This window comes from Dyadobacter sp. BE31 (genome assembly GCF_031457695.1).
Classification (GTDB): Bacteria; Bacteroidota; Bacteroidia; order Cytophagales; family Spirosomataceae; genus Dyadobacter.
Genome location: NZ_JAVDXA010000003.1, coordinates 475,358 through 499,926, shown reverse-complemented (window position 1 = coordinate 499,926; position 24,569 = coordinate 475,358). Strand labels below are relative to the sequence as shown.

At 51.1% G+C, this 24,569-nt stretch carries 17 protein-coding genes; 5 read left to right on the top strand and 12 right to left on the bottom strand.

What is annotated here, in order from left to right; translation table 11 throughout:
• Positions 1-34: 34 nt before the first annotated feature.
• A complete protein-coding gene (locus tag J2Y43_RS17755; RefSeq protein WP_310226571.1) occupies positions 35-3,145 on the top strand; it encodes a TonB-dependent receptor in 3,111 nt (1,036 codons plus the stop codon).
• Positions 3,146-3,163: 18 nt separating this feature from the next.
• Entirely contained in the window at positions 3,164-4,693 is a 1,530-nt protein-coding gene (locus J2Y43_RS17750) for a RagB/SusD family nutrient uptake outer membrane protein (RefSeq protein WP_309985112.1), read from the top strand.
• Positions 4,694-4,732: 39 nt separating this feature from the next.
• Here the strand turns inward: J2Y43_RS17750 and J2Y43_RS17745 are convergent, their stop codons facing one another.
• Positions 4,733-7,732, bottom strand: a complete 3,000-nt coding sequence (locus tag J2Y43_RS17745; RefSeq protein WP_309985110.1) for a triple tyrosine motif-containing protein — start codon at positions 7,730-7,732, stop codon at positions 4,733-4,735.
• Positions 7,733-7,983: 251 nt separating this feature from the next.
• Between J2Y43_RS17745 and J2Y43_RS17740 the strand changes: the two genes are divergently transcribed.
• Entirely contained in the window at positions 7,984-9,423 is a 1,440-nt protein-coding gene (locus J2Y43_RS17740; protein ID WP_309985108.1) for a glycoside hydrolase family 30 beta sandwich domain-containing protein, read from the top strand.
• Between the two features lie 217 nt (positions 9,424-9,640).
• Here the strand turns inward: J2Y43_RS17740 and J2Y43_RS17735 are convergent, their stop codons facing one another.
• From J2Y43_RS17735 to J2Y43_RS17700, 8 genes are all read right to left on the bottom strand, one after another.
• Positions 9,641-13,177: a VCBS repeat-containing protein gene (locus tag J2Y43_RS17735; protein ID WP_309985106.1), complete on the bottom strand. Its 3,537-nt coding sequence runs from the start codon at positions 13,175-13,177 to the stop codon at positions 9,641-9,643.
• A 12-nt stretch (positions 13,178-13,189) separates the two neighbouring features.
• Positions 13,190-13,654 carry a hypothetical protein gene (locus J2Y43_RS17730; RefSeq protein ID WP_309985103.1) on the bottom strand — a complete coding sequence of 155 codons (465 nt, stop codon included), beginning with the start codon at positions 13,652-13,654 and terminating at the stop codon, positions 13,190-13,192.
• Between the two features lie 92 nt (positions 13,655-13,746).
• The gene (locus tag J2Y43_RS17725) at positions 13,747-15,189 is read right to left on the bottom strand and encodes a RagB/SusD family nutrient uptake outer membrane protein (protein ID WP_309985100.1); all 1,443 of its coding nucleotides are present in this window, start codon (positions 15,187-15,189) and stop codon (positions 13,747-13,749) included.
• 35 nt (positions 15,190-15,224) lie between these two features.
• Complete coding sequence (locus tag J2Y43_RS17720; RefSeq protein WP_309985098.1) at positions 15,225-18,662, bottom strand: TonB-dependent receptor; 3,438 nt, start codon at positions 18,660-18,662, stop codon at positions 15,225-15,227.
• Positions 18,663-18,781: 119 nt separating this feature from the next.
• Positions 18,782-19,783, bottom strand: a complete 1,002-nt coding sequence (locus tag J2Y43_RS17715) for a FecR domain-containing protein (protein WP_309985096.1) — start codon at positions 19,781-19,783, stop codon at positions 18,782-18,784.
• Positions 19,784-19,803: 20 nt separating this feature from the next.
• Positions 19,804-20,358, bottom strand: a complete 555-nt coding sequence (locus tag J2Y43_RS17710; protein WP_309985094.1) for a sigma-70 family RNA polymerase sigma factor — start codon at positions 20,356-20,358, stop codon at positions 19,804-19,806.
• An 86-nt stretch (positions 20,359-20,444) separates the two neighbouring features.
• Positions 20,445-21,245: a glycerophosphodiester phosphodiesterase family protein gene (locus J2Y43_RS17705; RefSeq protein ID WP_309985092.1), complete on the bottom strand. Its 801-nt coding sequence runs from the start codon at positions 21,243-21,245 to the stop codon at positions 20,445-20,447.
• 328 nt (positions 21,246-21,573) lie between these two features.
• On the bottom strand, positions 21,574-21,945 hold the full coding sequence (locus J2Y43_RS17700) for a hypothetical protein (RefSeq protein WP_309985091.1): 372 nt from the start codon (positions 21,943-21,945) through the stop codon (positions 21,574-21,576).
• A 300-nt stretch (positions 21,946-22,245) separates the two neighbouring features.
• Here J2Y43_RS17700 and J2Y43_RS17695 point away from each other — a divergent pair, with 300 nt between their 5' ends.
• Together J2Y43_RS17695 and J2Y43_RS17690 are read left to right on the top strand one after the other, a co-directional pair.
• Complete coding sequence (locus tag J2Y43_RS17695) at positions 22,246-22,638, top strand: hypothetical protein (protein WP_309985090.1); 393 nt, start codon at positions 22,246-22,248, stop codon at positions 22,636-22,638.
• A gap of 68 nt (positions 22,639-22,706) precedes the next feature.
• Positions 22,707-22,961 carry a hypothetical protein gene (locus J2Y43_RS17690; protein WP_309985088.1) on the top strand — a complete coding sequence of 85 codons (255 nt, stop codon included), beginning with the start codon at positions 22,707-22,709 and terminating at the stop codon, positions 22,959-22,961.
• An 89-nt stretch (positions 22,962-23,050) separates the two neighbouring features.
• Here the strand turns inward: J2Y43_RS17690 and J2Y43_RS17685 are convergent, their stop codons facing one another.
• The 3 genes from J2Y43_RS17685 to J2Y43_RS17675 form a co-directional block, all read right to left on the bottom strand.
• Positions 23,051-23,512, bottom strand: coding sequence for a PA2169 family four-helix-bundle protein (locus J2Y43_RS17685; RefSeq protein ID WP_309985086.1), 462 nt, complete (start codon positions 23,510-23,512; stop codon positions 23,051-23,053).
• 144 nt (positions 23,513-23,656) lie between these two features.
• The gene (locus J2Y43_RS17680; protein WP_223404542.1) at positions 23,657-24,238 is read right to left on the bottom strand and encodes a Crp/Fnr family transcriptional regulator; all 582 of its coding nucleotides are present in this window, start codon (positions 24,236-24,238) and stop codon (positions 23,657-23,659) included.
• An 11-nt stretch (positions 24,239-24,249) separates the two neighbouring features.
• A complete protein-coding gene (locus tag J2Y43_RS17675; RefSeq protein ID WP_309985083.1) occupies positions 24,250-24,555 on the bottom strand; it encodes a response regulator receiver protein in 306 nt (101 codons plus the stop codon).
• Between the last annotated feature and the right edge of the window lie 14 nt (positions 24,556-24,569).

Below are 24,569 nucleotides of genomic sequence, written 5' to 3'. Positions count from 1 at the left end.
TTTGCCACTTCTACTAATTTTAATACTAAAATTTATGAGCAGAAAAATTGTACTATTATGTAGTGTGCTGATGCTATATGGCCTGGTACAGACCGCCTTAGCCCAAAGCCGGGTAATAAAGGGCAAAGTGTCTGTCAAAACAAAGGGCGAAGAGCTGGTAGGCGCCACCGTGGTAGTAGAAGGCACCAACTATGCGACAATCACCGACGCAACCGGTAATTACTCGATCGAGGTGCAACCCAACTCCGTACTAGTAGCCAGTTTCATCGGGATGATCACCCAGAAAATCCCCGTCGGCAACCAATCCGAAATCAACTTTGAACTCGAAGAATCCATCGATAACCTCAATGAAGTAGTAGTGGTAGGCTATGGTGCGCAAAAGAAAAGCGTCGTTACGGGCGCTATTTCGAGCGTGAAAGCCGCCGACTTACAGTCAATGCCGATTAACCGTTTGGAAGAAGCGTTGCAAGGCCGGACTTCCGGCCTTACAATCGCTTCAAACTCCGGTCAGCCGGGTTCGGCCGCTACCGTCCGTGTACGCGGGGTCACGACGCTGAACAACAACGATCCATTGTATGTGGTGGACGGCGTGGTGGTCGACAACGGTGGTATCGGATACCTGAACCAGTCCGACATTGAGTCGATTGAAGTACTGAAAGACGCCGCCTCCCAGGCTATTTACGGTGCCCGCGCGGCCGCTGGGGTGATTTTGGTCACCACCAAAAAAGGTAAGGCAGGCGGTATCCGCGTGAATTACAACGGCTACATCGGTGTGCAGGCTCCGGCACGCAAACTCGACCTGCTGGATGCTACCCAATATGCGACGATCCGTAACGAAGCGGCCGTCAATGCAGGCCAGCCGGCTCCATACGCTAATCCTGCGGCGTTCGGCAAGGGTACCGACTGGCAGTCGTTGATCTTCAACAACAGTGCGAAACGCCAGAACCACGAGCTGAGCATCAGCGGCGGCTCCGACAAGTCAACATTCTATCTTTCATTGGGTTACCTCAACCAGGAAGGTATCGTAGCGACCGACATTTCTAAATACAAAAGGACGAGCATCCGTTTGAACTCGGAACATAAGCTGGCGAAATGGCTCACATTCGGCCAGAACCTGGGTTATGCGCACGATAAATCGGTAGGATTGGGTAATACCAACAGCGAGTTCGGCGGCCCATTGAGCTCTGCCATTAACCTCGACCCTATTACACTGGCGGTCATCACGGATCCCGCGGTAGCCAATGCAGCGCCCTACACCAACAAAGGCATCCGTCGCGATGCGAATGGTAACCCTTACGGTATTTCCCAGGCAGTAGGCCAGGAAATGAGCAACCCGCTTGCGTATATCCAAACCCGTTTGGGCAATTACAGCTGGTCCGACAACGTCGTGGGCAATGCTTACCTGATGGCCGAGCCGATCAAAGGCCTGCAACTGAAATCGACCATCGGTAGCAAGCTGGCATTTTGGGGCAACGAGAGCTTCACGCCTATTTCTTGGTTGAATGCGGCTTCGGTCAACTCGCAGACGAGCTTCAACCGCACCAACAACCGCCGTTTCGACTACAATCTGGAAAATACGATTTCCTATACCCGCCCTATCGGCCTGCATAATGTGAATGTGCTTTTGGGCCAAGGCGCGTACCTGGATAATAACACAAGAATGACGAGTGTGACGTTCTTCAACGTCCCGGCCGACAACTTCGACGATGCTTCCCTGAACTTCAAAGTACCGGCCGATCAGCGTAATTCCGACGGTTCCGAAGGAGCAAAACACACCGTAAGCTCGCTTTTCGCCCGCTTGAACTATGATTTTGACGAGAAATACCTCGTGCAGGCGCTTGTACGCCGCGACGGCTCTTCCCGCTTCGGTTCGAACCACAAGTACGGTATCTTCCCATCGTTCTCTTTGGGCTGGGTGCTCTCGCGCGAAGCTTTCTTCCCGACCAACAATGCGGTTAACTTCCTCAAATTCCGCGGAGGTTACGGTGTGGTAGGTAATGATGGCATCGGCGACTTTGCATACCTTTCGACCATTGGCAGCGGCCGTAACTACACCATCGGTACCTCGGGTAGCTATATCATCGGTTACAGCCCCAATGCACCGGCTAACCCGGATTTGAAATGGGAACAGACGAGCCAGACCAACATCGGCTTCGACGCGACGATCTTCAACAATGTGAATGTGACTTTCGAGTGGTTTAAAAAAGCGACCAAGGACATTCTGCAAAACCCGCGCATCCCGGGTTACGTAGGCGCAATTTCGAACCCGGCTGCCAACATTGCCGACATGAAAAACACGGGGGTTGAATTGGAACTGGGCTTCCGCAAACGCCTCGGACAAGTTGACTTCTCCGTAAACGGAAACGTTTCCTATATCAAGAATGAAGTAACAAACCTAGGTAATGGTGTGCAGTATTTGTCGGGCGGCGCAAGCTTTCAGGGAGCGCCCCCGATTACGCGCACCCAGGTGGGGCAGCCGATCGGCTCGTTCTTTGGGTATGTAAACCAGGGTATTTTCCAGACGCAGGAAGAAGTGGATTCGCACGTTTCCTCCGAGGGTAAGAAAATCCAGCCGAATGCAAAGCCGGGTGATTTCAAATGGGCCGACCTGAATGGCGACGGGGTGATCACCGAAACCGACCGCACGTTCATCGGCAACCCTACTCCGAAATGGAACTATGGCTTGACTTTGAATGCAGCTTACAAAGGTTTCGACATTGTCGTATTCGGACAAGGCGTGGCAGGCAACCAGATCTTCCAGGGCCTCCGCCGCCTGGATATCGCCAATGCCAACTGGCAAACCGACGCCCTCGACCGCTGGACAGGCCCGGGTACTTCCACCACCTTCCCACGCATCGTGAATGGCGACCCGAACAAAAACTTCCAGAACCCGTCGAGCTTCTACCTGGAAAAAGGCGATTTCTTCCGTCTGAAAACGCTGCAAATCGGCTACTCGCTGCCGGCAGCGATCATCAGCAAAGTGGCGATGAAAAAGGCACGTGTGTATGTAATGAGCCAGAACCTGTTTACCCTCACCAAATACACCGGCTATGATCCGGAGATCGGCGGAAGCGTGCTCAGCATCGACAAGGGCATTTACCCCCAAGCGCGCAGCTTCATGGTAGGTTTGAACATTGGTTTTTAATTGATTAATACGAATAAGATGAAATTGAGATATAACAAATTCGTGGCTGCCCTGGCATTTACCGCCGGTTTGCAGCTCATGTCCTGCTCCGACAGCTTCCTCGACGTGAAACCCAAGGGCTTAAACCTCGAAGCGAACTATTACCGCAACCAGGAAGAGGCATTCAACGGACTTGTGGCGGCCTACGACGTGGTGGGTTGGCAGGGTAACGGCTACGTTTCCACGATTGCCACGATGAATGCGGCTTCCGACGACCACTTTGCAGGTGGCGGCGGCCCGAGCGATATTATGGATTTCCAGGTCATTTCCAACTATACCCTAAACCCGACCACCGGACCACAGGGAGAATTATGGAGAAAAGGTTTTTCGGGCGTGTTCCGGACGAATGCCATTCTCGAAAAACTTCCTGGGGTACCGATGGATGAGACCTTGAAAAAGCGCTACACGGCCGAAGCGAAGTTCCTGCGCGGGTATTTCTATTTCGAGCTCGTGAGGCTGTTCAAGAATGTGCCGCTATTCACGCGCACTATTTCCACGCAGGAAATGTACGATGTGTTGCAAGCCACCCCGGCCGAGGTATATGCTCAGATCGAAAAGGATTTGTCGGAAGCTATTGCTGATCTGCCGGTTACCATTAATGTGGCAACGGAAGGCGGGCGTGTGGGACAAGGCGCTGCGCATGCGATTTTGGGTAAAGTATATTTGTATCAAAACAAATTCGCGCAGGCTGCGCAGGAACTGGCGAAGGTGAATGGCACACCGGGTGGTAACAATGCCTATGGCTACAAACTGCTCGACAATTTCGGCGATCTATTCAAGACCAAAAACAAGTTCAACAGCGAATCCATTTTTGAGCTTTCCTACACCAACACCTCAGCCGGAGGATGGAGCTGCGTGTCGTGTACCGAGGGTAATGTGATGAACATCATAACCGGTCCGCGCGGCTATAACCGCAAGTCGGATACCGCACCGGACTACGTTTCCGGGTGGAGCTTCCTGCCGGTAACGCCGTCGCTGTTCGAAGCGATCCACTTCGATCCACGTTACAAAGCGACCATTGCCAACCTCGACAGCCTCGAAAAAGCGGGCGCTGTGAGCTATGAGAAAGGTTATATGAACACGGGCTATTTCCTCGAAAAATTCGCGGGACGCCAATCCGACCGCTGGACAGGCGCGGGTGCCCCCGAGCTGAACTTCCCGCAGAATATGTACGATACCCGCCTGGCCGACACCTATTTGCTGGAAGCCGAAGCCCTCGTACGCGGCGCGGGCGACCTCACACGTGCAGCTGCGCTCCTGAATGCGGTACGCGCCCGTGTAGGCCTGAAACCGGTGGCCGCCACATTTGAAAACATTAAAAAAGAACGCCGTCTCGAACTCGCCGGCGAAGGCCATCGCTGGATGGACCTCGTGCGCTGGGGTGATGCGCCTGCCGTGCTGGGCTCAAAAGGCTTCGTAGCCGGCAAGCATGAAATTCTTCCGATTCCTTTGCTGGAACTGGAAAACACGAAAATCGAGCAGAGTAAAGAATGGGGCGGAACAAGGTAGCAAGTTCCTACCCAGATCAGAAAGGCTTGGAGCATTGCTCTAAGCCTTTTCTTTTGACTCGTCGATATGAAACCCGAGAAAGAAGTTGAACATATTCACCTCGGTAGGCAGTTGTAGCTTCTTGCGCAAGCGGTAGCGGCTTACCTCCACCCCTCTCAGCGAAATGTTCATGAGCTGCGCGATTTCCTTACTGGACAGGTTCATGCGCAGGTAGGCACTCATTTTCAGCTCATTGGCCGTCAGGTTCGGATATTTCTCTTTCAATGCAATGAGAAAATTGCTGTGCACGCTATCGAAATGTTTGGAGAACTGACCCCAGTCCTTATCCACCTTATTTTCATCGCCCACGACCTTGATCATCTTTTTCAGGTCGTCGTTAATCTTATCATCCTCGGCGCTTTTGGTAATTTTAACCAGATCCGTTTTGAGCTTGGAAAGCAGCTCCGCCTTTTGCACCAAATGCATGGCTGAGGTCGCCAGATCGGTGTTTTTATGCAGAATTTCGGCTTCCAGCTTCTCATTTTTGAGTTTAATGATCTCCTTTTCGTTCTTTTCGAGCTCCAACTGGTGCAGGTATTGTAGTCGCCTTTGTTCTTCCAAATGCTTCTGCTGCTGTTGCAAGAAGCGTTTTTCCTGCCATTTGTAAAACAGCCACGCCAAACCGAGTACCAGCAGCCCGTAACCGAGGTATGCCCAGATCGTCTGGTACCAGGGCGGCAGGATCACAAATGAGTAACCCGCAATCTCCGATTCACTGCCGAAGTTGTTGCGCGCCTTCACTTTAAATGTGTAATGTCCTGGCGGCAAATGCGTATATTCCTTTGAGCTGCGCGCCGACCAGTTCGACCAATTGCTGTCAAAACCTTCCAGGAAATAGGCATATTCAATGCTGGATTGCTGGCTGAACAACGTGGATGAAAATTCAAATCCCACTGAATTCAAGCGGTTTGCCACACGGGGTACCTGGTTGTCGGACTGCCCTTTCACCTCATTCACCTCACCGAAATACCCGCCAAAAAGCAGCGAATCCGTACCGAACGAGCGCATTGCGCTGATTTGCACGCTGATATGGCTCTTGTTCTGCTTGTATTTTTTGAAATTGATATGGTAAATACCTTTCTCGCCGCCTATGAGGATATTCTCTTCATTTAAAGGGTGGATGTATTCGAAACCGGAGACCATTTTGTGATTGATCTCGGGAAGGAAGATGATTTTCGGACTACCGGTACTCATGTCCACCACACCCAATTCCTTTCCACGCACAAACCAGACGTTACCAGCCTGATCTTCTTTCAGATAGCGCACGCCGAGGTTCTGAAAAATACCATTATAATAGACCGAAGCCGCGAACCGGTTCGTAGCTGCATTATATTCGTAAATGCCCTTCTCCGTAGCGACGAGGATCTTGTTTTTGACCTTGTATATGTAATTGTTGTTCAGCGAAAGCGGTAGCCCGTCCTTGTGCGTGTACAGGCGGGCCTGCGATTTTCCGTCGTCAGACATCCTTACCCTGTACACCCCACGGTAAGGATGCGAAGTCCAGATCACGTTTTCCTCCCGCGCATCCGTACACAAGAAGCGGGAGGCGACGTCAAAGCCGGCAACAGCGCCCGAAGGCCGGAATGTGCTTCCGTCATATTCCAGAAAATTGATCCCGTTATAATTCCCCACTGCTACCTTTTTAACCGGGTAGATGCGTGAGAGCGGCAAAAAGCCCCAGAAGCCGTTTCTACTTTCGATCGGCCGGGCCTGGTTACCCTCCACCTCGAAAATACCTTCGTGGTGCGCCATCAGCAACCGCCCGTTGATCTCGGACAACCCCCATACCTGACCGCGCGAATGCTCCACGTAGGTAAATGTGCCTTTGACGTAACTCAGGTCGCTGAACTCCCCCACCGGCACCGAATACAACCCGTTGGAAGTGCCTACATACAGCTTGCCCCTGTAAATCACCGAGGCATAACCCGCTTCGTCTTTGGTAGCGGCGGGGTACATGGTTTTAATGGCGTTGTCATAAGCAATGAAGTCGATGCCATTGTCTAACCCCAGCCACAGGTTTTTGTCCTGATCACGGAAAACGCTCAGCACATTATTGTTCTGTAAACCGTCGGCCCGGGCGAAGCGGTGCACAAACTCGCCCTCGTTGGTGATGATGTAACATCCGCCCAGGCTCGTCGCAAGGGCTATCAGCTTGTCGTTCACCCGCGTAGCCGCATATATCCGCTCGCCTTTAACCTGATCGATAAATGCGGATTGCAAGCGGGTAGCCCGATCGCCGGTGAGCCGGAAGAGACCTGCGTCCATCGTCACGAGCAGTGATGTAGCCTTATCCACAGGCAGTAAGCTCGTAGTAAGGTATTCGGAGGGCAGCTCGCCCGCTGTGATCCAGGGAATCCAGCGCCCGTTGTCGTACCGCAACAAGCCGCTGGCAGCATCCTGAGCTACGGTAATGCCATTACAGACCCCCAGGAAGCGCCAGTGCGAACCGCCGTTGAATACGCTCACTGCATTGTCTTCATACACGAAAATGCGGTTGCTGGCCCTGAAAAACACGCTCCCATTGTGCACGGCAACATTCCAGATGTCTGCAAAACCACGGTCGCGCTCGTGTACGAGGTTACGCAGCGACACATAATGCAAGGCCCCGCGCTGATCGGGCGTGAAATAGCCGAATTCGTTCTCGCCGCCGATGTAAATGCGATTATCCGCACCAATTTCCAGCGACCGGACTTTGGTTTTGTTGGGTAAAGGATAGGTCCGCCAGTAAATGCCATCGAACGTGAGCAGGCCCTCGTTGTTGGCAAAATACATCATGCCGTTCCGGCCCTGGCGGATCGCCCAGTTCTGGGTTCCGGCGTGGTAGGTTTGCTTGGAATAGTTAACCACTTCGGGCAAGCCGATGGTATTCTGCGCATGCAGCTGCCGAATAAACAGTAAAAGAAAAAGCAGGATCGCTACGCGTGTCATATACCTGCATTGCAGTACCCCGATGTGAGGATTGACGTAGTGAGGAATCGCGCCAGGGTATCTATTTCGCAATTTTTGTCAGGTTGTTGTAGTAATGTAGTAGCTACCGATGCGCATTGTTGTGCAGGTTGCCCTACATTTGAACTCGCAATATATTACATTATTTTCAGTGTATTTCAATATGAGTTTTGGACTTAAGGAATCTGTGAGTCGAGCGTTCAAAGTTCATAAGTTTGTTAAAAAGACGCTCATGGACTTTCAATCCTAAACTATCGATTGGCTAATTCTGAATTCTTAAACTTTGAAGCTCTAAACTTAAAAGCATGAAATTCTTCAATCCTAAACCTGCATTGCCGCTCAGCATTTACCTCCTAACCGGCCTGGTCGCATTCGGGCAGTCGAAAAAGGTCGATTTCTGGCTCACGAATCTGGATAAATCGGCACTGTTTCAGCAGCAGTCCGGCCTGCCGTTTCAAAAGTTGGGCAAGAACACCGCCGTCGAAGTGCCGGTCGTCAGTATCAACACGAAGAAGAAATTTCAGGAAATCGACGGTTTCGGGTTTACGCTTACCGGCGGCAGCGCTCAGCACTTAATGGGCATGAGCGAAAGTGCCCGGGCCGCATTGCTGAAAGAGCTTTTTTCGACTGCCGGAAATGGGATAGGTATGGCTTACTTGCGCGTAAGCATCGGCGCCTCCGACCTGAATGAGACGGTATTTTCCTACGATGACATTCCCCAGGGCCAAACCGACCCGGAAATGAAGCATTTCGACCTCGGCCCCGACCGCAACGATGTGGTCCCCATTTTGAAAGAGATATTAGCCATTAATCCGAAACTGAAAATCCTCGGTTCGCCCTGGTCGCCGCCGGTATGGATGAAGGACAACGGCGACACGCGCGGCGGTAGCCTTAAACCGGAATGGTACGATGCCTATGCTAAATATTTTGTGCGCTACATTCAGGATATGCAAAAGGAAGGCATCCGTATCGATGCTATCACCGTGCAGAATGAGCCTTTACACCCGGGCAACAACCCCAGTTTGCTGATGCTCGCCAAGGACCAGGCTGTTTTTGTGAAGGACCATTTAGGACCTGCATTTGAAAAGGCCAAAATCTCCACAAAGATTATCGTTTACGACCATAATGCCGATAAACCCGAATATCCGATCTCGATCCTGGACGACCCGGAAGCGAAGAAATATGTGAATGGATCGGCATTCCACCTCTACGGCGGCACCATTGATGCCTTATCGAAAGTCCACGACGCGCATCCCGACAGGCACCTCTATTTTACCGAGCAATGGATGGGCGCGCCGGGTAATTTTGAAAAAGACTTTCCAAACCATATCAAGAACCTGACCATCGGCGCCACGCGCAACTGGGCTCGCACCGTGCTGGAATGGAACCTGAGCAGCAACCCGCAAAACCGCCCCTTCACCGACCGCGGCGGCTGTGACCGCTGCCTGGGCGGCGTGACGATCGACGGCGACAATGTGACGCGCAATGCAGCCTACTACGTGGTGGCGCATGCCTCCAAATTCGTGGTCCCTGCCTCAGTACGGATCGGTTCGGGTACCAATGCGACAATTGGAAGAAACCCCGACGAGCAAATGCTGAACGTGGCATTCCTGCGGCCGGACGGCAAGAAGGTTTTGATCGTCCTGAACGATTCCGACGCGGAAAAGAAATTTACCATTCAGGATGGCGGGAATTTTGTGGTAACACGTTTGAAAGCCGGTTCTGTTGGAACGTTCGTCTGGTAGGCGTCTGAGGTGACGTTTTAGCGCAACGTACCTGTTGTTGCATGCCTAACGGCATTTTTGAGGAGTCATAGGGGTGCCAGGCGCTACCAATATTACATGCCTAACGGCATTTGGGTGAGCGCGCAATCGCGTAGCGATGTAATATTGGTAGCAAAAACATGTCCAGGGAATTTTCAGGAATCCCGTCAGGGATGCAACAGCAAGTAAAACGCTCTCCCTAAAGCGCCATCTCCCTCGCACGTCCGTGAAAATCGGTAATTACAACTTTTTTCAATCCCTCGCGCCGCAATGCCACATTTCGCCCGGATTGCGATAAATAGCCCGAACCGTACGCTAATTCAAAGCGCTTAGACCGGCCATCGGCGTAAGTCGCTACCAGCATTGCATCCTGCGTCATCGGTTTGATATAAAGCATTTTATCTTCAACCGCACCGGCAAATGCCAGGAGCGGGCCATTATTTTGCGCTGCCACAACCATTGGCCGGCCGTTAGCTAACTGCACCCCCGCCATTCCCTTCGCGTCGCCGGGGACGAAAATGCCGCTTTGCGCAGGATGCAGCGGTTTAAATCCGCCCTTTCCATCGCCCGTCATTAACAATCCATTCAACCCGTCGAGCCTTCCGCTGATCGATTCCGTAGCGTGGCTGTTGCCGGACAGCATCAGATCCAAATGCCCATCGTAGTTGAAATCATTGGCTAGCAGGCCGTATACGGTACCCATTTGGGCGGCCGGGGGCAGGTATTTCAATACAAACTTCCCACCGCCCCTATTTTCAAGCATCACCGATTGCATAGTCTCGCAAACCAGTTGGCGGGCATCTTTAAGCTCTTCCGGCTTGAAAACGTCTAGGATTTTGGCTTTGGAATAATCGGCATAATAGATGAACCGCTTTTTGAGGAAGTTCATCTGGCTTGTCATTTCATCGCGTGGGTGCACGGGGTACAGGTCGTCGCCGATGTAACGGGCCATTACAGGGTCCATCGTTCCGCTTTTGTCAAAATCCTTGGCGAGCAACGTCAGCGGCTTGCCGACCGAAGGCTTTCCTTCGCTATTGAGGCCTACATTGCCCAACACGTAGTCGGTGTCGCCATCCTCGTCGAAGTCGCCGGAAACAATGCTGTTCCACCAGCCCGTGGTGCTTTTCAGGCCCGTCTGCGCGCTCACGTCGACTAACTTACCTTGTTTATTTTTATAGAAAACAACGGGCATCCATTCGCCGGCAACGATCAGGTCCACCCAGCCGTCCCGGTCAAAATCGGTCCATAATGCGGTGGTTACCATGCCGATGTTCTGGATTTCAGGACACATCTGCTGTGTTACTTCCACAAACTTACCGCCGTCATTCCGGAGCAAATAGCTTTCACCAGGCATCGGATACGCACCGGGAGAAAGCCTGCCGCCTACAAAAAGATCAAGGTCGCCGTCGCGGTCGAAATCCGCTGCATTTACCGTGGAACCGCTGGCAGAAAGTGGCGGCAAAGCCCCGACATTTAATTTAAAGTTTCCCTTCCCATCATTAGTATAAAGCCTGTCCTGGTAATACCGGGAACCCGCTTCAAACTCATTACTCCCGCTCACAACATACAAATCCTGGTCACCATCCCCATCGGCGTCGAAGAAAAGCGTGCCCATGTCCTCCTCATATTTCTGGCCGGCAACCAGTGCTTTCGAAGTGAAACGCTGCTGCTTATCCTGCACAAAAACGCGGCCCGACTGGTTGAATGCCCCTCCTACATAAAAATCATCGAGGCCATCGCCATTCACATCGGCCACGGCAATGCCGGGACCGTTTTGGGATAACAAATGGGGCAAAAGCGGCTGTATTTTGAAATCAATGTAAAGATCATCTTTGTGCTGAAAATCAATACCACTGCTTTGCAATGCCCCAAACAGAGGGCTGCTTGCATTAGCGGCCGCGCCATTTACGGGCGTATTACGCGTTGCATTTGCGTGATCCAGTTCGAGTATCTGACCAGCTTTCACATTCTTTAATACCTGAATCCGGGAATCGGGCCAAATGATCGACAGGCTATCTATTTGCGCCGCGTTGCCGAGGCCGAAATGCTCGCGGTTCGGTTCCGTCGTCGACTGGTAGCCGCGGTAAGGCGAATGCTCGGCATATTGCTTACCGTTGGTTGTCCAAAGCCAGATTTTCGCTCCAAAACCATCACGGTTCAGCGCCCGGCCTTTCAATTTGACTGTCAGTGAATGCTGGTCGTGCTTCCGCTCCGAATGGTTTTCATACAAAAACGCTTCGCGGTCGATGTTGTTCATCGCTACGTCCAGGTCACCATCATTGTCGAAGTCGGCATAAACGGCGCCATTCGAAAATGAGGGAATATCGAAGCCCCAATCGGCTGATTTGTTGGTGAATGTCAGGTCGTGATTGTTGGCAAAAAGGTAGTTGGGCACGTGGGCACCTTCCACTTTTTTCAATGCTTCGGCCAGCTTGCGGCTATCGTCATTGCCTGAGCGTATTTGCATTTCGTATTCTGCCATGCGGTAAATCACGAAATCACGGTTGGTAATGTCTTTGGGATAGCCGTTGGTGATCATCAGGTCACGGAAACCGTCGTTGTCGTAGTCCGCAAACAATGCGCCCCAGCTCCAGTCGGTGGCTTCCACACCTGCATACCGCCCTATTTCACTAAATGCGGGCCGGTTTTGCCCCGGAATTCTGCCTTCGTTGTGCTGCAATGTATTCCGCATGAATTGCGGCTCATAACCCATTCGCAGTTCCGACAAATGCCGGTCGTAATTCATCAGCCCGAACATATTCTTACGGCGAACCGGGTCTTCGGGCAGCATGTCCACGGTAATGAAGTCGACGAGCCCATCGTTATCGATGTCGGCGGCATCGTTCCCCATCGCCGAGTAGCTCTGGTGTTTGAAATAAGCGGCTATTTCATTTTTAAATGTCCCGTTCTGTTGGTTGATGTAGAGCAAGTCATTGGACACATAGTCATTGGAAATGTAGATATCCGGCCAGCCGTCGTTGTTCACGTCGGTAACCGCAATACCCAGCCCATAACCCTCTTCGAGGATCCCCGACTCTTTCGAGACGTCGGTGAATGTGCCGTTTCCGTTGTTGCGGAAAAGGCGGTCGGCATTGGCGGAGGAACCGTCGCTGATTTTCGCGCGGATGTTGTTCGGCCCGCGCATATTCATCACATTGGTGACGAGGTAAGCATCCAGGTCGCCGTCATGGTCGTAATCGAAGAATGCGGCCTGCGTGGTGTTACCGCTGTAATCCAGCCCGTATGCGCTGGCTTCTTCCTTAAATGTGTTGTTTTTCTGATTGATGAAGAGCAGGTTCGATAGCTTGCCCGCTTGTGCAGGTCCGGCACGGCAAACGTAAATGTCCAGGAAGCCGTCCGCATTGATATCCACCGTAGCCACACCCCTTGCCCAGCCTTCCGGTATCTCAATGCCCGATTTCGCGGTAATATCCTCAAATTCAATATGCTGATCCTTGCTTTTGTTGATATACAACTTGCTCTCGGACATATTGCCGGTGAAAAACAAGTCGGTAAGCCCATCATTGTTGATATCACCTGCACCTACCCCGCCGCCGTTATAGAAATATTCGTAGGTGAGAATGTTGAGCTGGTCGTCCTCGTGGAGCCGGTTATTGAAATGAATACCGGTTTCGTCCGGAGAAAGCAGTTCGAACAGCTTTTGATCGTCTTTCTTGGAAGTACAGGCTCCGGTCAGCCAGGCAATACAAATAAACAGGGATAGCGGGCGAATCATGGGCGAATGCAGTTACTGCGCCCCTTCGGCAGGAGCCCCTGCGGCAGGTGCCCCTGCGGCAGGCGCGGCGTGGATTTTGGTAAAAAACCGGACTTCATACAGCTCCTGATTTTTTCCGGGAAGGTAAGGCTTCTGCGCTTTTTTTAATATCAAATGTTCATCCGATAATTTCACGATCTTAAACCCGCTCAACCGGTGACCGGTCGAATCGGTATAGACGAGCGAATCAGCGGTCGGAAGCTGGTAACGGTAAGTCCTAAACTTCTCCTTTTTTCGCTCAATCATTACCCCATCCTCGCCGTACTCGAACGTCGACCAATGCTCGTCGAATGCATTATTGGTAAAACTGAACCCATTCACAAAGTTGCTGATCGAGTCCGTGCGCCACACGCCGGTGAGTTGGTGCTCACGGGTTTGGCAAGCGAAGGCAGCGTAGAGCAGAACGATGACAATCAGGAAGGAGCGTACTGTGGTCATTGATGGTCAGGAATGGTCATGATGGTCAGGAATTGTAAATAAATTACTTCAATAAATGACAATTCCTGACCCACTGAGTATTCATTCAATCATTAATAATTAACGTTCTGCTTCAAAACCCCATTACTCAAATCCACCTCGCGTTGCGGAAGCGGGAAGTAGTAGTGTTTGGGTTTGATGAAATTGCGGCTTGGTTTAAATGGCCCGCGGGCGATCTTGTAATGTGCTGCAATGTCGATCAGCCCCGCTTTGTCCCAACGCATCAAATCCTGGTGACGCTCGTTTTCGCCGGCTAGCTCCACGCGGCGTTCGTGCATGATGTCGGCCATTTTTGCACCTGTTTTAGCAGCCAGTCCCGCGCGTTTCCGCACAGCATTGAGCTCGGTATCACCACTTTGGCCTGAACGGATTTTCGCCTCAGCTACAAGCAGATATACATCCGCCGAACGCAGGAAAGGGGCATTCAGGCTTTGGCTCATGTCGCCGGCATCGGTAAAGCTGGTGTACTTACGGAATGAATAGCCGGTTACGCGGGTCATATTCGCCTCGAAAGTAGTAGTTCCTGCCGAACCGCGGGTAACTTTGTCGCCGGGACTATAAATGGAGTAAGAGCGGCGCGGATCCCCTTTTTCAAACTCCTGCACGAGATCTTCGATCGGCTCATGGAATCCCCATCCTCCGAATGCCTGCGGCGTGTGGTAGAAGGTTGGGGAGTTATCGGTCGTCCAGCCGGTTTCATATTGCAGCGAGAACAGGATTTCCGGGTTGTTTTCGGTCACGAGCTGGAAGTTATCGTTGTAGTTGCCTGCCAGCTTGTAAGCCGCATTACCGATCACTTTCTGTCCGAACTCGATCGCTTTCGCCCAGTTTTCCTGGTATACATACAATTTGGTAAGGAACCCGTTCGCAGAACCCTGTGTTACGCGGCCCGACTGCGCATCGTCATAGCTCACCGGCAGCAGCGCAGCTGCCTTCTGGAAATCCGATTCAGCCTGCGCACGTACCTCGGCAAGGGTTGCTTTCGGTTTGTTATAGTTATTTTTCAATGCATCATCTTCGAGAATAATAGGCACTTCGCCGTAGATCAGCGAAAGACGCCAGTATACAAATCCGCGAAGGAAATACGCCTCACCCATGCTGCGGTTACGCAATGCCTCGTCCATCGTCACTTTCGGGGCGTTGATCAGCACGGCATTAGCCCGTGAAATCACCTCATATTTAGTCGACCACGTTGCCAGAATGTGCGAATTGGCCGCATCGAATGTGAACATTTCGAGCGAAGTCTCGTCGGAGTGGTCGCCAGCGCGGTTCATATCGTCGGAGCAGTTATCGAAAGTATATTCGGTGTGGGCGAAGCCGTCTTCATTCAGCAACGGAGCGTAAATGGCGTTGGTGGCAGCCACCACGTCGTCGCCATTGCGCCAGAACTGCTGGGAGGTAACCTGTCCGTAAGGCGTGCTGTCGAGCAGGTCGTCGTTACAACTGGTTGCGGCCATCAGGAAAAGCCATCCGGCCATTACATATATCTTTTTCATATCGGGTTCTCTTTGGGAGCTGGTGTGGATTGAGATTAAAAGGACAAAGTTGCGCCGATCGTCCAGGTGCGTGCCTGGGGGTACTGCGCGTAGTCGACATTCAGCTGATTGTACAATCCTGCTGCTTTGTCTCCGCCTACATAACCCAGCTCGGGGTTCAGACCGGTGTATTTGGTCAGTGTAAACACGTTCTGTCCGGTAACGTAAATCCTCGCCTGGGTCAATTTCACTTTCTCGATCACGGTTTTAGGGATGGTATAGCCCAATGTGAAGTTTTTCAGGCGGAAGAAATCCCCTTTCTCGATAAACAGGTCGGAAGGACGGAAGTTACGGTTCGGGTTATCGATGCTCAGGCGCGGCACAGTATTGCTGGTACCCGCACCGTTCCAGCGCTCGGTTGCCTCTTGATACAAATTGAAAGAATAGCTCGCATCCAGGCCCTGCATACGGTCGGCATTGAAGATCGAAACACCACCTACACCAACGAAGAACAAGTTAAAATCAAATCCTTTGTAGTTCAGCCCTGCATTCAAACCATAATTGATCTTAGGCTGAGGGCTTCCGATGATCGTCCGGTCCTTGTCGTCAACAATGCCGTCGCCATTCAAATCCAGGAAGCGAACGTCACCTGGGTGGATCTGCCCGTTGGTTTTGCGCGAATCGTTGGCAATGTTAGGGTCCCCGTCGATTTCAGCCTGGCTTTGGTACAGACCATTCGTTTTATAGCCATAGAACGTACCATAAGGATTGTTCTCATACGTGCGCACGATCTCCTGCTGCCCGCGGCCATACAGCTGCGAAGCGAGGAAGCCGCCTGGCGTGGCGAGTTGGGTAATGCGGTTTTTGATCAATGTAGCATTACCGCTCAGGTTCAGGGTCAGGTCGCCGAATGAATGGCGGTAAGACGCCTCGATTTCCACCCCCTTGTTGCGCAGCTGACCGATGTTCTGGTCAGGAATAATGGAGGTACCAATCGTTCCGATAGACGGCGGCGCCAGCAGCATCTTCTTGGTATCCTTGATGAAGTAGTTCACTGACAAATACAATGCATTCTTCCAAAGTCCTGCTTCCACACCGAAATTGCTCATTTCGGCAGTTTCCCAACCTATCTGCAAATTGGCCAGACGGCTTTGCGCAGCACCCGAGATCGGGTTTTGCGTGCCGCCCGCACCCAATGCATAGCGGTACGACGAGTTGATCAACGCCAGGTATTGCAGCGAGTTCACGTTTTGGTTACCCAGCTGCCCCCAGCCACCCGTTAGCTTGAAGTTGCTGAACACCGGCAATGCGTTTTTGAAGAAGTCCTCTTCCGACAATCTCCATCCCAACGAGAATGCAGGGAAGTACCCCCAGCGATTGCCCGGTGCGAATTTGGAAGAACCATCTGCACGGAATGTGGCCGTCAGCAGGTAGCGGTCCATGAGCGAGTAATTGGCGCGGCCAAACCACGACGCCAGCGCGTCGTAGCTGCGGTTACCGTCTTCGCCCGCCACCGATACGATTGTTCCCGCATATTGCAGGTAGCGTAGCGTGGGATCCTCGCTCGCGAAATCGCGGCCACGTTGCCTGGAAGAAATGCTGTTGAACGTCTGGGAAGTATAACCACCCACGAGGTTCAGGCTGTGCGCACCGAATTTTTTGTCATAAGAAAGAAAATACTCCTGCAAAAACGACCAATACTTACCGTGCGTCAGATCCAGCTGGTTGTAGGAATTGGTGCGGAACTGATCGTTTATTTTTACATCAAAATTCGTGCTTTCGGAAAAGGTCGCGTCCATAGCCAGGTTGGCGCGCAGTTTCAAGCCTTTCAACAATTCCAGCTCGCCGGTGAGGCTACCCAAAATGCGGTTGCGGATATTGTTCTGATCCTGCGTATCGACCGTAAAAATGGGGTTGTTAATATCCCCGAATGCTCCTATACCCTTGGTTGAACTGTAAGAACCATCAGCATTGCGGATCGGAAGGCCGGGATGGAAACGGATAGCGCTCCAAAGCAAACCGGTCTGCGAAGAAGTCGTGTTGGGCGATGTATTATGCGTATTCGTGAATTGAAGGTTCTGTCCTATTTTCAGCCTCGATCCGATCTTGTGATCCGAGTTGACGCGGAATGTGTACCGCTTGTAATAGGATTTCCCGATAATACCCTTTTCATTATAATAACCACCCGAAATGGAAAACGACGAGTATTTGCCGCCGCCACGGATCGCCGCATCGTAGTTTTGGGTAACGCCTTGTTTGAGCAATGCGTCCTGCCAGTTGGTTTTCTGGGTTTGGTATTGGGCATCATCCCAAATCGGTGGTACAGGCAAGCCGTCGTTCTTGTAGGCTTCGCGTTTCAACGCCGCCAGATCAGGCGCTTCCAGCATATCAAGGGTTTTAATGCGGTTGCTGATACCGGCATAGCCATTCAATGTTACACTAATGGGGTTATCGAAAGTACCACGCTTGGTCGTGATGATCACCACCCCGTTTGCCGCACGCGTTCCGTAAATAGCGGATGCCGACGCATCTTTCAGGATTTCAATGGATTCGATATCATTCGGGTTCACGTCGTTCATTGAACCGGTCGGAACGCCGTCGATCACCACCAGCGGGTCGGCGTTGTTCACCGTACCGAAACCGCGTATCTGGATCGTACCCGCATCGCCCGGCGCACCGCCGTTACGGATCACGTTCACACCCGCCGCACGGCCCTGCAATGCCTGCTGCGCACCACCCGACGGAAGATTTTGAAAATCAGAACCTTTCACCGACGACACCGCACCCGTTACATCCTTTTTCTCTTGCGTTCCGTAACCTACCACCACCACTTCTTTCAATGCGCTCACATCAGGAGCCATGGTGATGTTGATCACGGAGCTGTTGGCCACCACCGCATCCTGACTCACATAACCAATGAACGAAAAACGGAGCGTGACGCCATTATCCGGCACAGTGAGCTGGTACTGACCATTTTGGTCGGATGTGGTGCCTTGCTGGCTGCCTACAATGAGGATATTCACGCCCGGCAAGCCGTCGCCTTTCTCGTCCACTACCTTGCCGGTAATCGTCCGATCGGCTATCATACCCGCGGTTCTGGCGTTAAAGGGCGCTGCGCTTTGCGGGTCGTTCTTTTTTCTCAGCAATATCCTCGAATTACCCACCACCTCGTAAGACACATTGAGGGGCGTGAGCAGCTGGTCGAGTACGCGGTTCAGCGAACCCTGAAGCTGCTTTGCTGCCACTGTACTCCTGCCCTGGATACTGCCCGAGCTGTATACAAATTTGACGTCGGCCTGCTTTTCAATCTGGCGCAATACCTGCCTGATTTCCAACGACTCGACTTTCAGTGAAATCTCCTTGTTCAGCAACTCCTGGCTATAAACGCCGTGCGCCATGGAGATCCCGCAGCATATCAAAGCAAGCAAAAGTTGTTTAGCGGTAGTACTCATGACTTTGTAAACAACCCTTTTGTAGGGTATTTTTTTATGCATAATTTTAAAGGTTTTTGTGAACTGAACAACTCAAAAACAAACAGTATCCTTCTGCCAGGAAGGGTATTCAAAACGGCCGGACATGTTAGCGCATGGCCGGCTTGCTTTTTCTTTCTCCATCAGTTGCCGCACCCTTCGCCCGAAATAAACAGCGAAGCGCCGCGGCGTTCGTACTCTGCATTCACGGCCTTGCAGATCAGATCAAGCTGATCGAACATCGGCAGTTCATTAAGGTCACCCGTGAAAAGACAGTTTCGCAAAACATCGCCTTCCACGACAATATCAATACCATAGGTCTTTTCCAGCAATGCCAGCACATCCATGGCGGGTATTTCGGCAAACTCAAACCGCACGCCCGCCTCGGCCGGTTTAACAGCCACGGGGTTCTTCACAATGCCCAGTTCCATTTTCCGCGATTCCTTATCGAATACCACTTTCTGGTTTGGGGTCAGTATGAAACCGTTTTTGCTGGCCGTCTTGCTTTCGGAAGTTTCGTAAACGGAAACACGCCCGGTGGCCACCTGCACCTCGATCGAGCCGGCGCCATCGTAAGATTTCACATTGAAACTCGTTCCCAAAACCTGCGTTGCCAGATTTTCCGTCGAAACGATAAAAGGCTTGGTCACATCTCTCTTTACCTGAAAAAAGGCCTCGCCGTGCAGGTACACCGTTCTTTTACGTTCTCCGAAATGCTCGGGATAGCTGATCCGGCTGTTGGGTTGCAGGATTACTACGCTCCCATCCTCCAACGTGAGCCGCTGGGGTTTGTGCGAGGTATTACTTACCGCAAAACCTTCGCCATCGTCGTTCCAGGTCCAGATCGAGCTCAATGCAGGGAAATAGGCAGTCCGTTTGGGGGCATTGTACCAGAACACCCCTGCCAGCAGCGCCACCGACGCAGCGGCAGCCGTCCACCAGCCTATTTTGACGGGCTTTCTCGTCGTAGTGGCCAGAAGCTTCTGACGAATGCGCTGGCCGATCTCGTCTTTTTCTGACAGCAGCACTTCGGAGTCTTCCGCCGGATTCTCTTGCAGGTATTGTTCCACCCGCAAGTCCTCTTCCGCCGTGGTTTCACCGGCAATATATTTTTGTATCAGTTGGTCGTAACTTTCGGGTGTCATTTGCGGAGGCGTGTATAGGTTTAGTTGCTGGAATAATACATCCAGAGATTTTCTCTCAATGCTTTTAATGATTTGGTAATATGGTATTCCACCGCTTTTTCGGAAATGTTCAGCTCCTCGGCAATGTCTTTCACGGGGCGGTTCTCGAACCGGCTCAACTGGAACACCCGGCTGGTCTTCTCCGGCAGCTTGCGCATCACCTCGTCCACCGCGCGTGAAAGATCCGAAAACTGCACAATATCGTCTGTCGAGTAGGTTTCCTGAATTTTATTCAAAATCAAGTATTCCTGATATCGCCGCCAGGTAATCTGTGACTTGATGAAATTCGTCACCCGGTATTTCATCGCTATCACCAGGTATGTTGCCAGGTTCCGGATTTCGGTATCCGAGCGTCTGTTCCACAGGCTCTCGAATATATCATGCACCAGTTCCTCCGATTCCTCCCGCGATCCCACCTGATGATAGGAAATACAGAACAGTTTATACCAGTAACGGTCGTAGATCTCCTCAAAAGCACGCTTGTTGCCTTCGCGGAGCTGCGTTACCAGCTGTTCATCGGTTAGAATTTTAGTCATCAGGGTGCTCCTTTACTCGGATCTGAATGTATAGTCAAACAACTTCCGTCAATCCCTAAAACGATTTATCATTTTTTTGAGAAAAATTATTTCAGCAGGAATTGCCGGAACTCCGAATCGATTTGAAATTCGGTCACGCCGTACGCGAGCATGCGCTCGCAATCCTTTTTCGCGTCGGCCATCATGTCGGCTGATTTACGGTAATGGTATTTGTTGATCGCCGCCACAACGCGGATGCTGTGCTTCCGTGCCCACGCTACGTCCTCCTGCCTGAGGTTGGCCGGCCTTTCGAACAGGTAGTAATGATCCGCATGATAGCCTGGCTTCTTCATGTTTTCTTCCAGCTGCTTCCGGGAGCAGCTTAGCCGTACCTTGCCTGTAAAAAACTCCGTGGATTCATCGGTACCGATCATGATAGCCGTTTTGCGAAGGTGGTACCGGTCCAGCATGGCGGTCAGCCCGGAGAAGAGTGCGGAGTCCATCCCGGCAATCTTATTATCGAGCATGATGGCCATTTTATTTTCAGCACAAAATCTGAACACCTCTTCGAGGAGCATGGGATGATTGCCATCGAGCTTGCTCGTCAATGCGCGGGCGTGCTCCCATTTCGTCTCCGTCACTTTACGCGGATCGCCATAGAACCGGTTAAAATCAGCATCGTGGTTGGCGATCAAAACACCGTCGGCCGTTACCCGCATATCGGTTTCGACCATCTTGTAGCCCTGGCGCACAGCCTCCTTCAACGCCGGCAGCCCATTTTCCGTAAAAGTGCTGTCCACTACCCCGCCCCGGTGGGCGATCAGAGCGACCGTCTTACCCTGGCCGTATACGTTGGCGGAGTACATTACCGGAACAAAGGCGAGAACGAGAGAGAGAAGTTGCTTCATGGGAGATCTTTTTGAGATTGCAAAGGTATCACGGGCCGAGCTTTGGAAAACATCCTTAACAATAACATAAAGTCCGCAAAAACGGGCTAATCGGCATTTGATTTGCCGATTGATAATTCTTGTCAGCCTCTCATTCAACAACTTTGGGAAGGTCAATTTTAGGTGTTTGATTTGTATCAATCAGTCTGAACTACTATACACATTCACGGGCTGTCACACACACCTATTCGTAATGCACTATGCACACACTTAATGTTAGTACTCCCGGCAATCAAAACAAAAAAGGGCCTTACGGCCCTTTTCTTATGAAGATCAGTGAAGTCAGAAATTAAATCATTGTCTCTGCCATTTGCAGGAAAATCGCTCTTTTGTAGTATTCGGGGTCATATTTAACGAGTACTTGCGTGCCTTTGCGGAGAGAGTCGTATTTGGCAAATGGAAGAACCTCCCGCATCTCCGTTACAAAATCATTACCAGCTTTTGGTTTTACCTTCACCTGCACCTGAAATTCGGGCAGATTGTTGAGGTATTCGCCCGTCGGCCGAATGGCCAGAACGGTAGCGTTCGCCTGAACGCCTTGTTTGAGAATCTTCTTCTTTCTCTCTTCTTCGATCCGCCTGCGAATAGACGATAAAGTCCAAAAAGCTACCATGCAGACCAGAATAAGTGTAGCGCCGATTTCCCTGTTATTAAATTCCACAGCTAAATTTTAGTTAAGAGTGTGATGCCCAAAAATAATGGAATAACTCTAAAAAAAGTACCATTTCATTTATTCAACGGTCGATCTTGTGATCAAAAGGCAAAAGTCATTTGTTTGAGCCAAATATTTCATGGTAAAAAGCAATTCAGGTGAGGCGATTCTGCACCTGGACGAAGTAGGACGAAGGATTGCTTTAACAGGATTTTTTTATAAAATTTATTAAAATAATTATTAATATCATAATGGCATGATTTTCCTGCGTCCTAAAATCTATTGATCAACACCTTATTCACCATGTCAATGGAAATCAAATCCAACCACTCGACCGGAAACCGCCCTGAGGGTGACCGTATCCTGGATGCGCCATATGTGTTCAGCGATATTCCTACCTACCTTGAACAGCTCAGATCGGAAAAATCCTGGGCAAAAAATGACCGGAACGCTATTACCGTATACAAATCAGACAAAATTACGATCGTGATCGCCATCCTGAAATCGGGTGCGATGGTTAACGACCATTCGATTGACGAAGCCCTTACATTCCAGGTGCTGACCGGGGAACTGAAGGTCGAAACGGAAGGACGTGTATTTTACACCACAGCCGGCCAAATGATGACCTTCCACGCTCACCTGGCACATTCGATCAAGGCGGTAGCGGATTCTGAAATACTCATTACAACCTACAAGCAATGATTAAGTCCCTGATCGGCCTGAAAGTGCCCGGACGATCAGGTAATTGATAAGAAATACCGGCAATGCGAATGATGATGAAAATCGGAGACAAGCTATTAAAAGAGCTTTCCAAGCGCTACGAGCCCGAAAGCACGATCGACAGGAAGTTTGGGAAATACGACCTTACTTTTCGTACAGACAAGGAAGGTAATCCTGTGGTGCTCTTTATCGGCCACCGCAATGAAAATGGGCGTATTACGGGCGACCGATTCACCAGGGTTATCGCCCGCGATACGGCGGGCCAAGTGATCAAGGATCACTGGGACGCAAAAGGCCGGGCATGATGGGTATCATTTTTTCAATAGGCCTATTAATAAGGGAGGCCGGCGATTTGCCGGCCTCCCTTATTTGCTGATAAACTGTAATCTGATTTTTAGTGATAAGCATTTTCCGCATCGCGCAGTCGTTTGATCGTATCGTGGCCACTTTTCAGCGTAGCTTTCTGACGCGTGATCAGTGCGCGAAGCTCGGGCGTCAGCTCATCCGATTCGAGCGCCGAATTATATGCTTTCTGCGCGGCGTCCTCCCCGAATTCCGAATTTTCCAGCGAAGTTTTGCGGCCATCACTGCTGAATGCCGCCCGAACATCCATCCAAACCCGGTATAATTTGCCTGAGACCATTGTGCCTGTCGCTGGTTCGCCGCCTAATGCGGTAACTTCACTGCTCAATTCTTGCACGTTGTCGCGGCTATGGTTGGCCAGGCTGTTGTAAACCGACCGAAGGTCGGTGTCGGCGGTGTCCGTCTCGTCATAGGCCTTTTCGTAGCCAGCAATGCGGTCGTTGTTGATCAGTATCAAGTCATTCAATGTTTCTATGATTGCTGCATTTGCCATGATTGTTCATGATTAGTGATGCGGCATTCCTAAAAACTATTGTTCCAAACCGCTTTCGTGCAAACAAGCGCTGTCAACGCAGTAATTTGTGGATGTTTTTGCGCCGTATATGCAGGCAATCAGCCGCTTGATAATTCGGGTAAGCTATTTTTCGCTTAGTTTCCTTCGCACCTTGCTCAGAAACTCCGGAGAAAAACCAAGGTATGACGCGATGTAATGCTGCGGGACACGCTGGGGGATGGCAGGGTATCGGGCGAGGAAATCGAGGTACTTCTCGACGGCGCTGGTAGAAATGGTCCTGAACAACCGCTCTTGCGTTTGTGCGAGGTTTCGCTGTACCATGAGCCGGAACATCCGTTCGAAACCAGGGACGGTCGCCAGTAACTTCTCCTTGGTTTCAGGCGTAAGAATGAGCACTTCGCAGTCTTCGAGCGTTTCAATGTAAACGTGACTCGGAGTCTGGTTATGAAAACTGGTAATATCACTTACCCACCAATCTTCCACCGCAAATTGCAGTGTCACCTCTGCCCCTGCGCTATCGATAAAATAGGTGCGGATACAACCTTTGAGAATATAGGCCTCAAACTGACAAACCTCCCCCTGCTGTAAGAGGAAGGTCTTTTTGGAGTATGTTTTAAATTGCAGTAACGAATCGAAAAATTCGAGGTCTTGTGGGGTAAATGGCAAGCACCTCAGTGCGTAGCTGTTGATCTTCTCAAACATCATCGGTTAATGGATTAGCCACCGGCTAACGCATGCCGGATCTCTGAATATAATAAACCGCTGCCGCCTCCGAAATGACGCAAGCAGACGATCCGCGGATCGATGGATTGGCAAAGAGATGTGATTTTCCCACCCGTTTCCTCATCTACCCCGACCCCCAAAAGTACTAAATCGACCGAATTTAAGCGAAGTACTTCCTCCGCTTCTTCCAAAGAACCGGCAGGTATCCCGTGCCAGGGCTCATTTTGGTTGATCAGCCGGATAATCGTTTCCAGGATTTCGGGATGGTTGGCTACTGCCAGAATATTGATTTTCGACATATTACCGATCAATT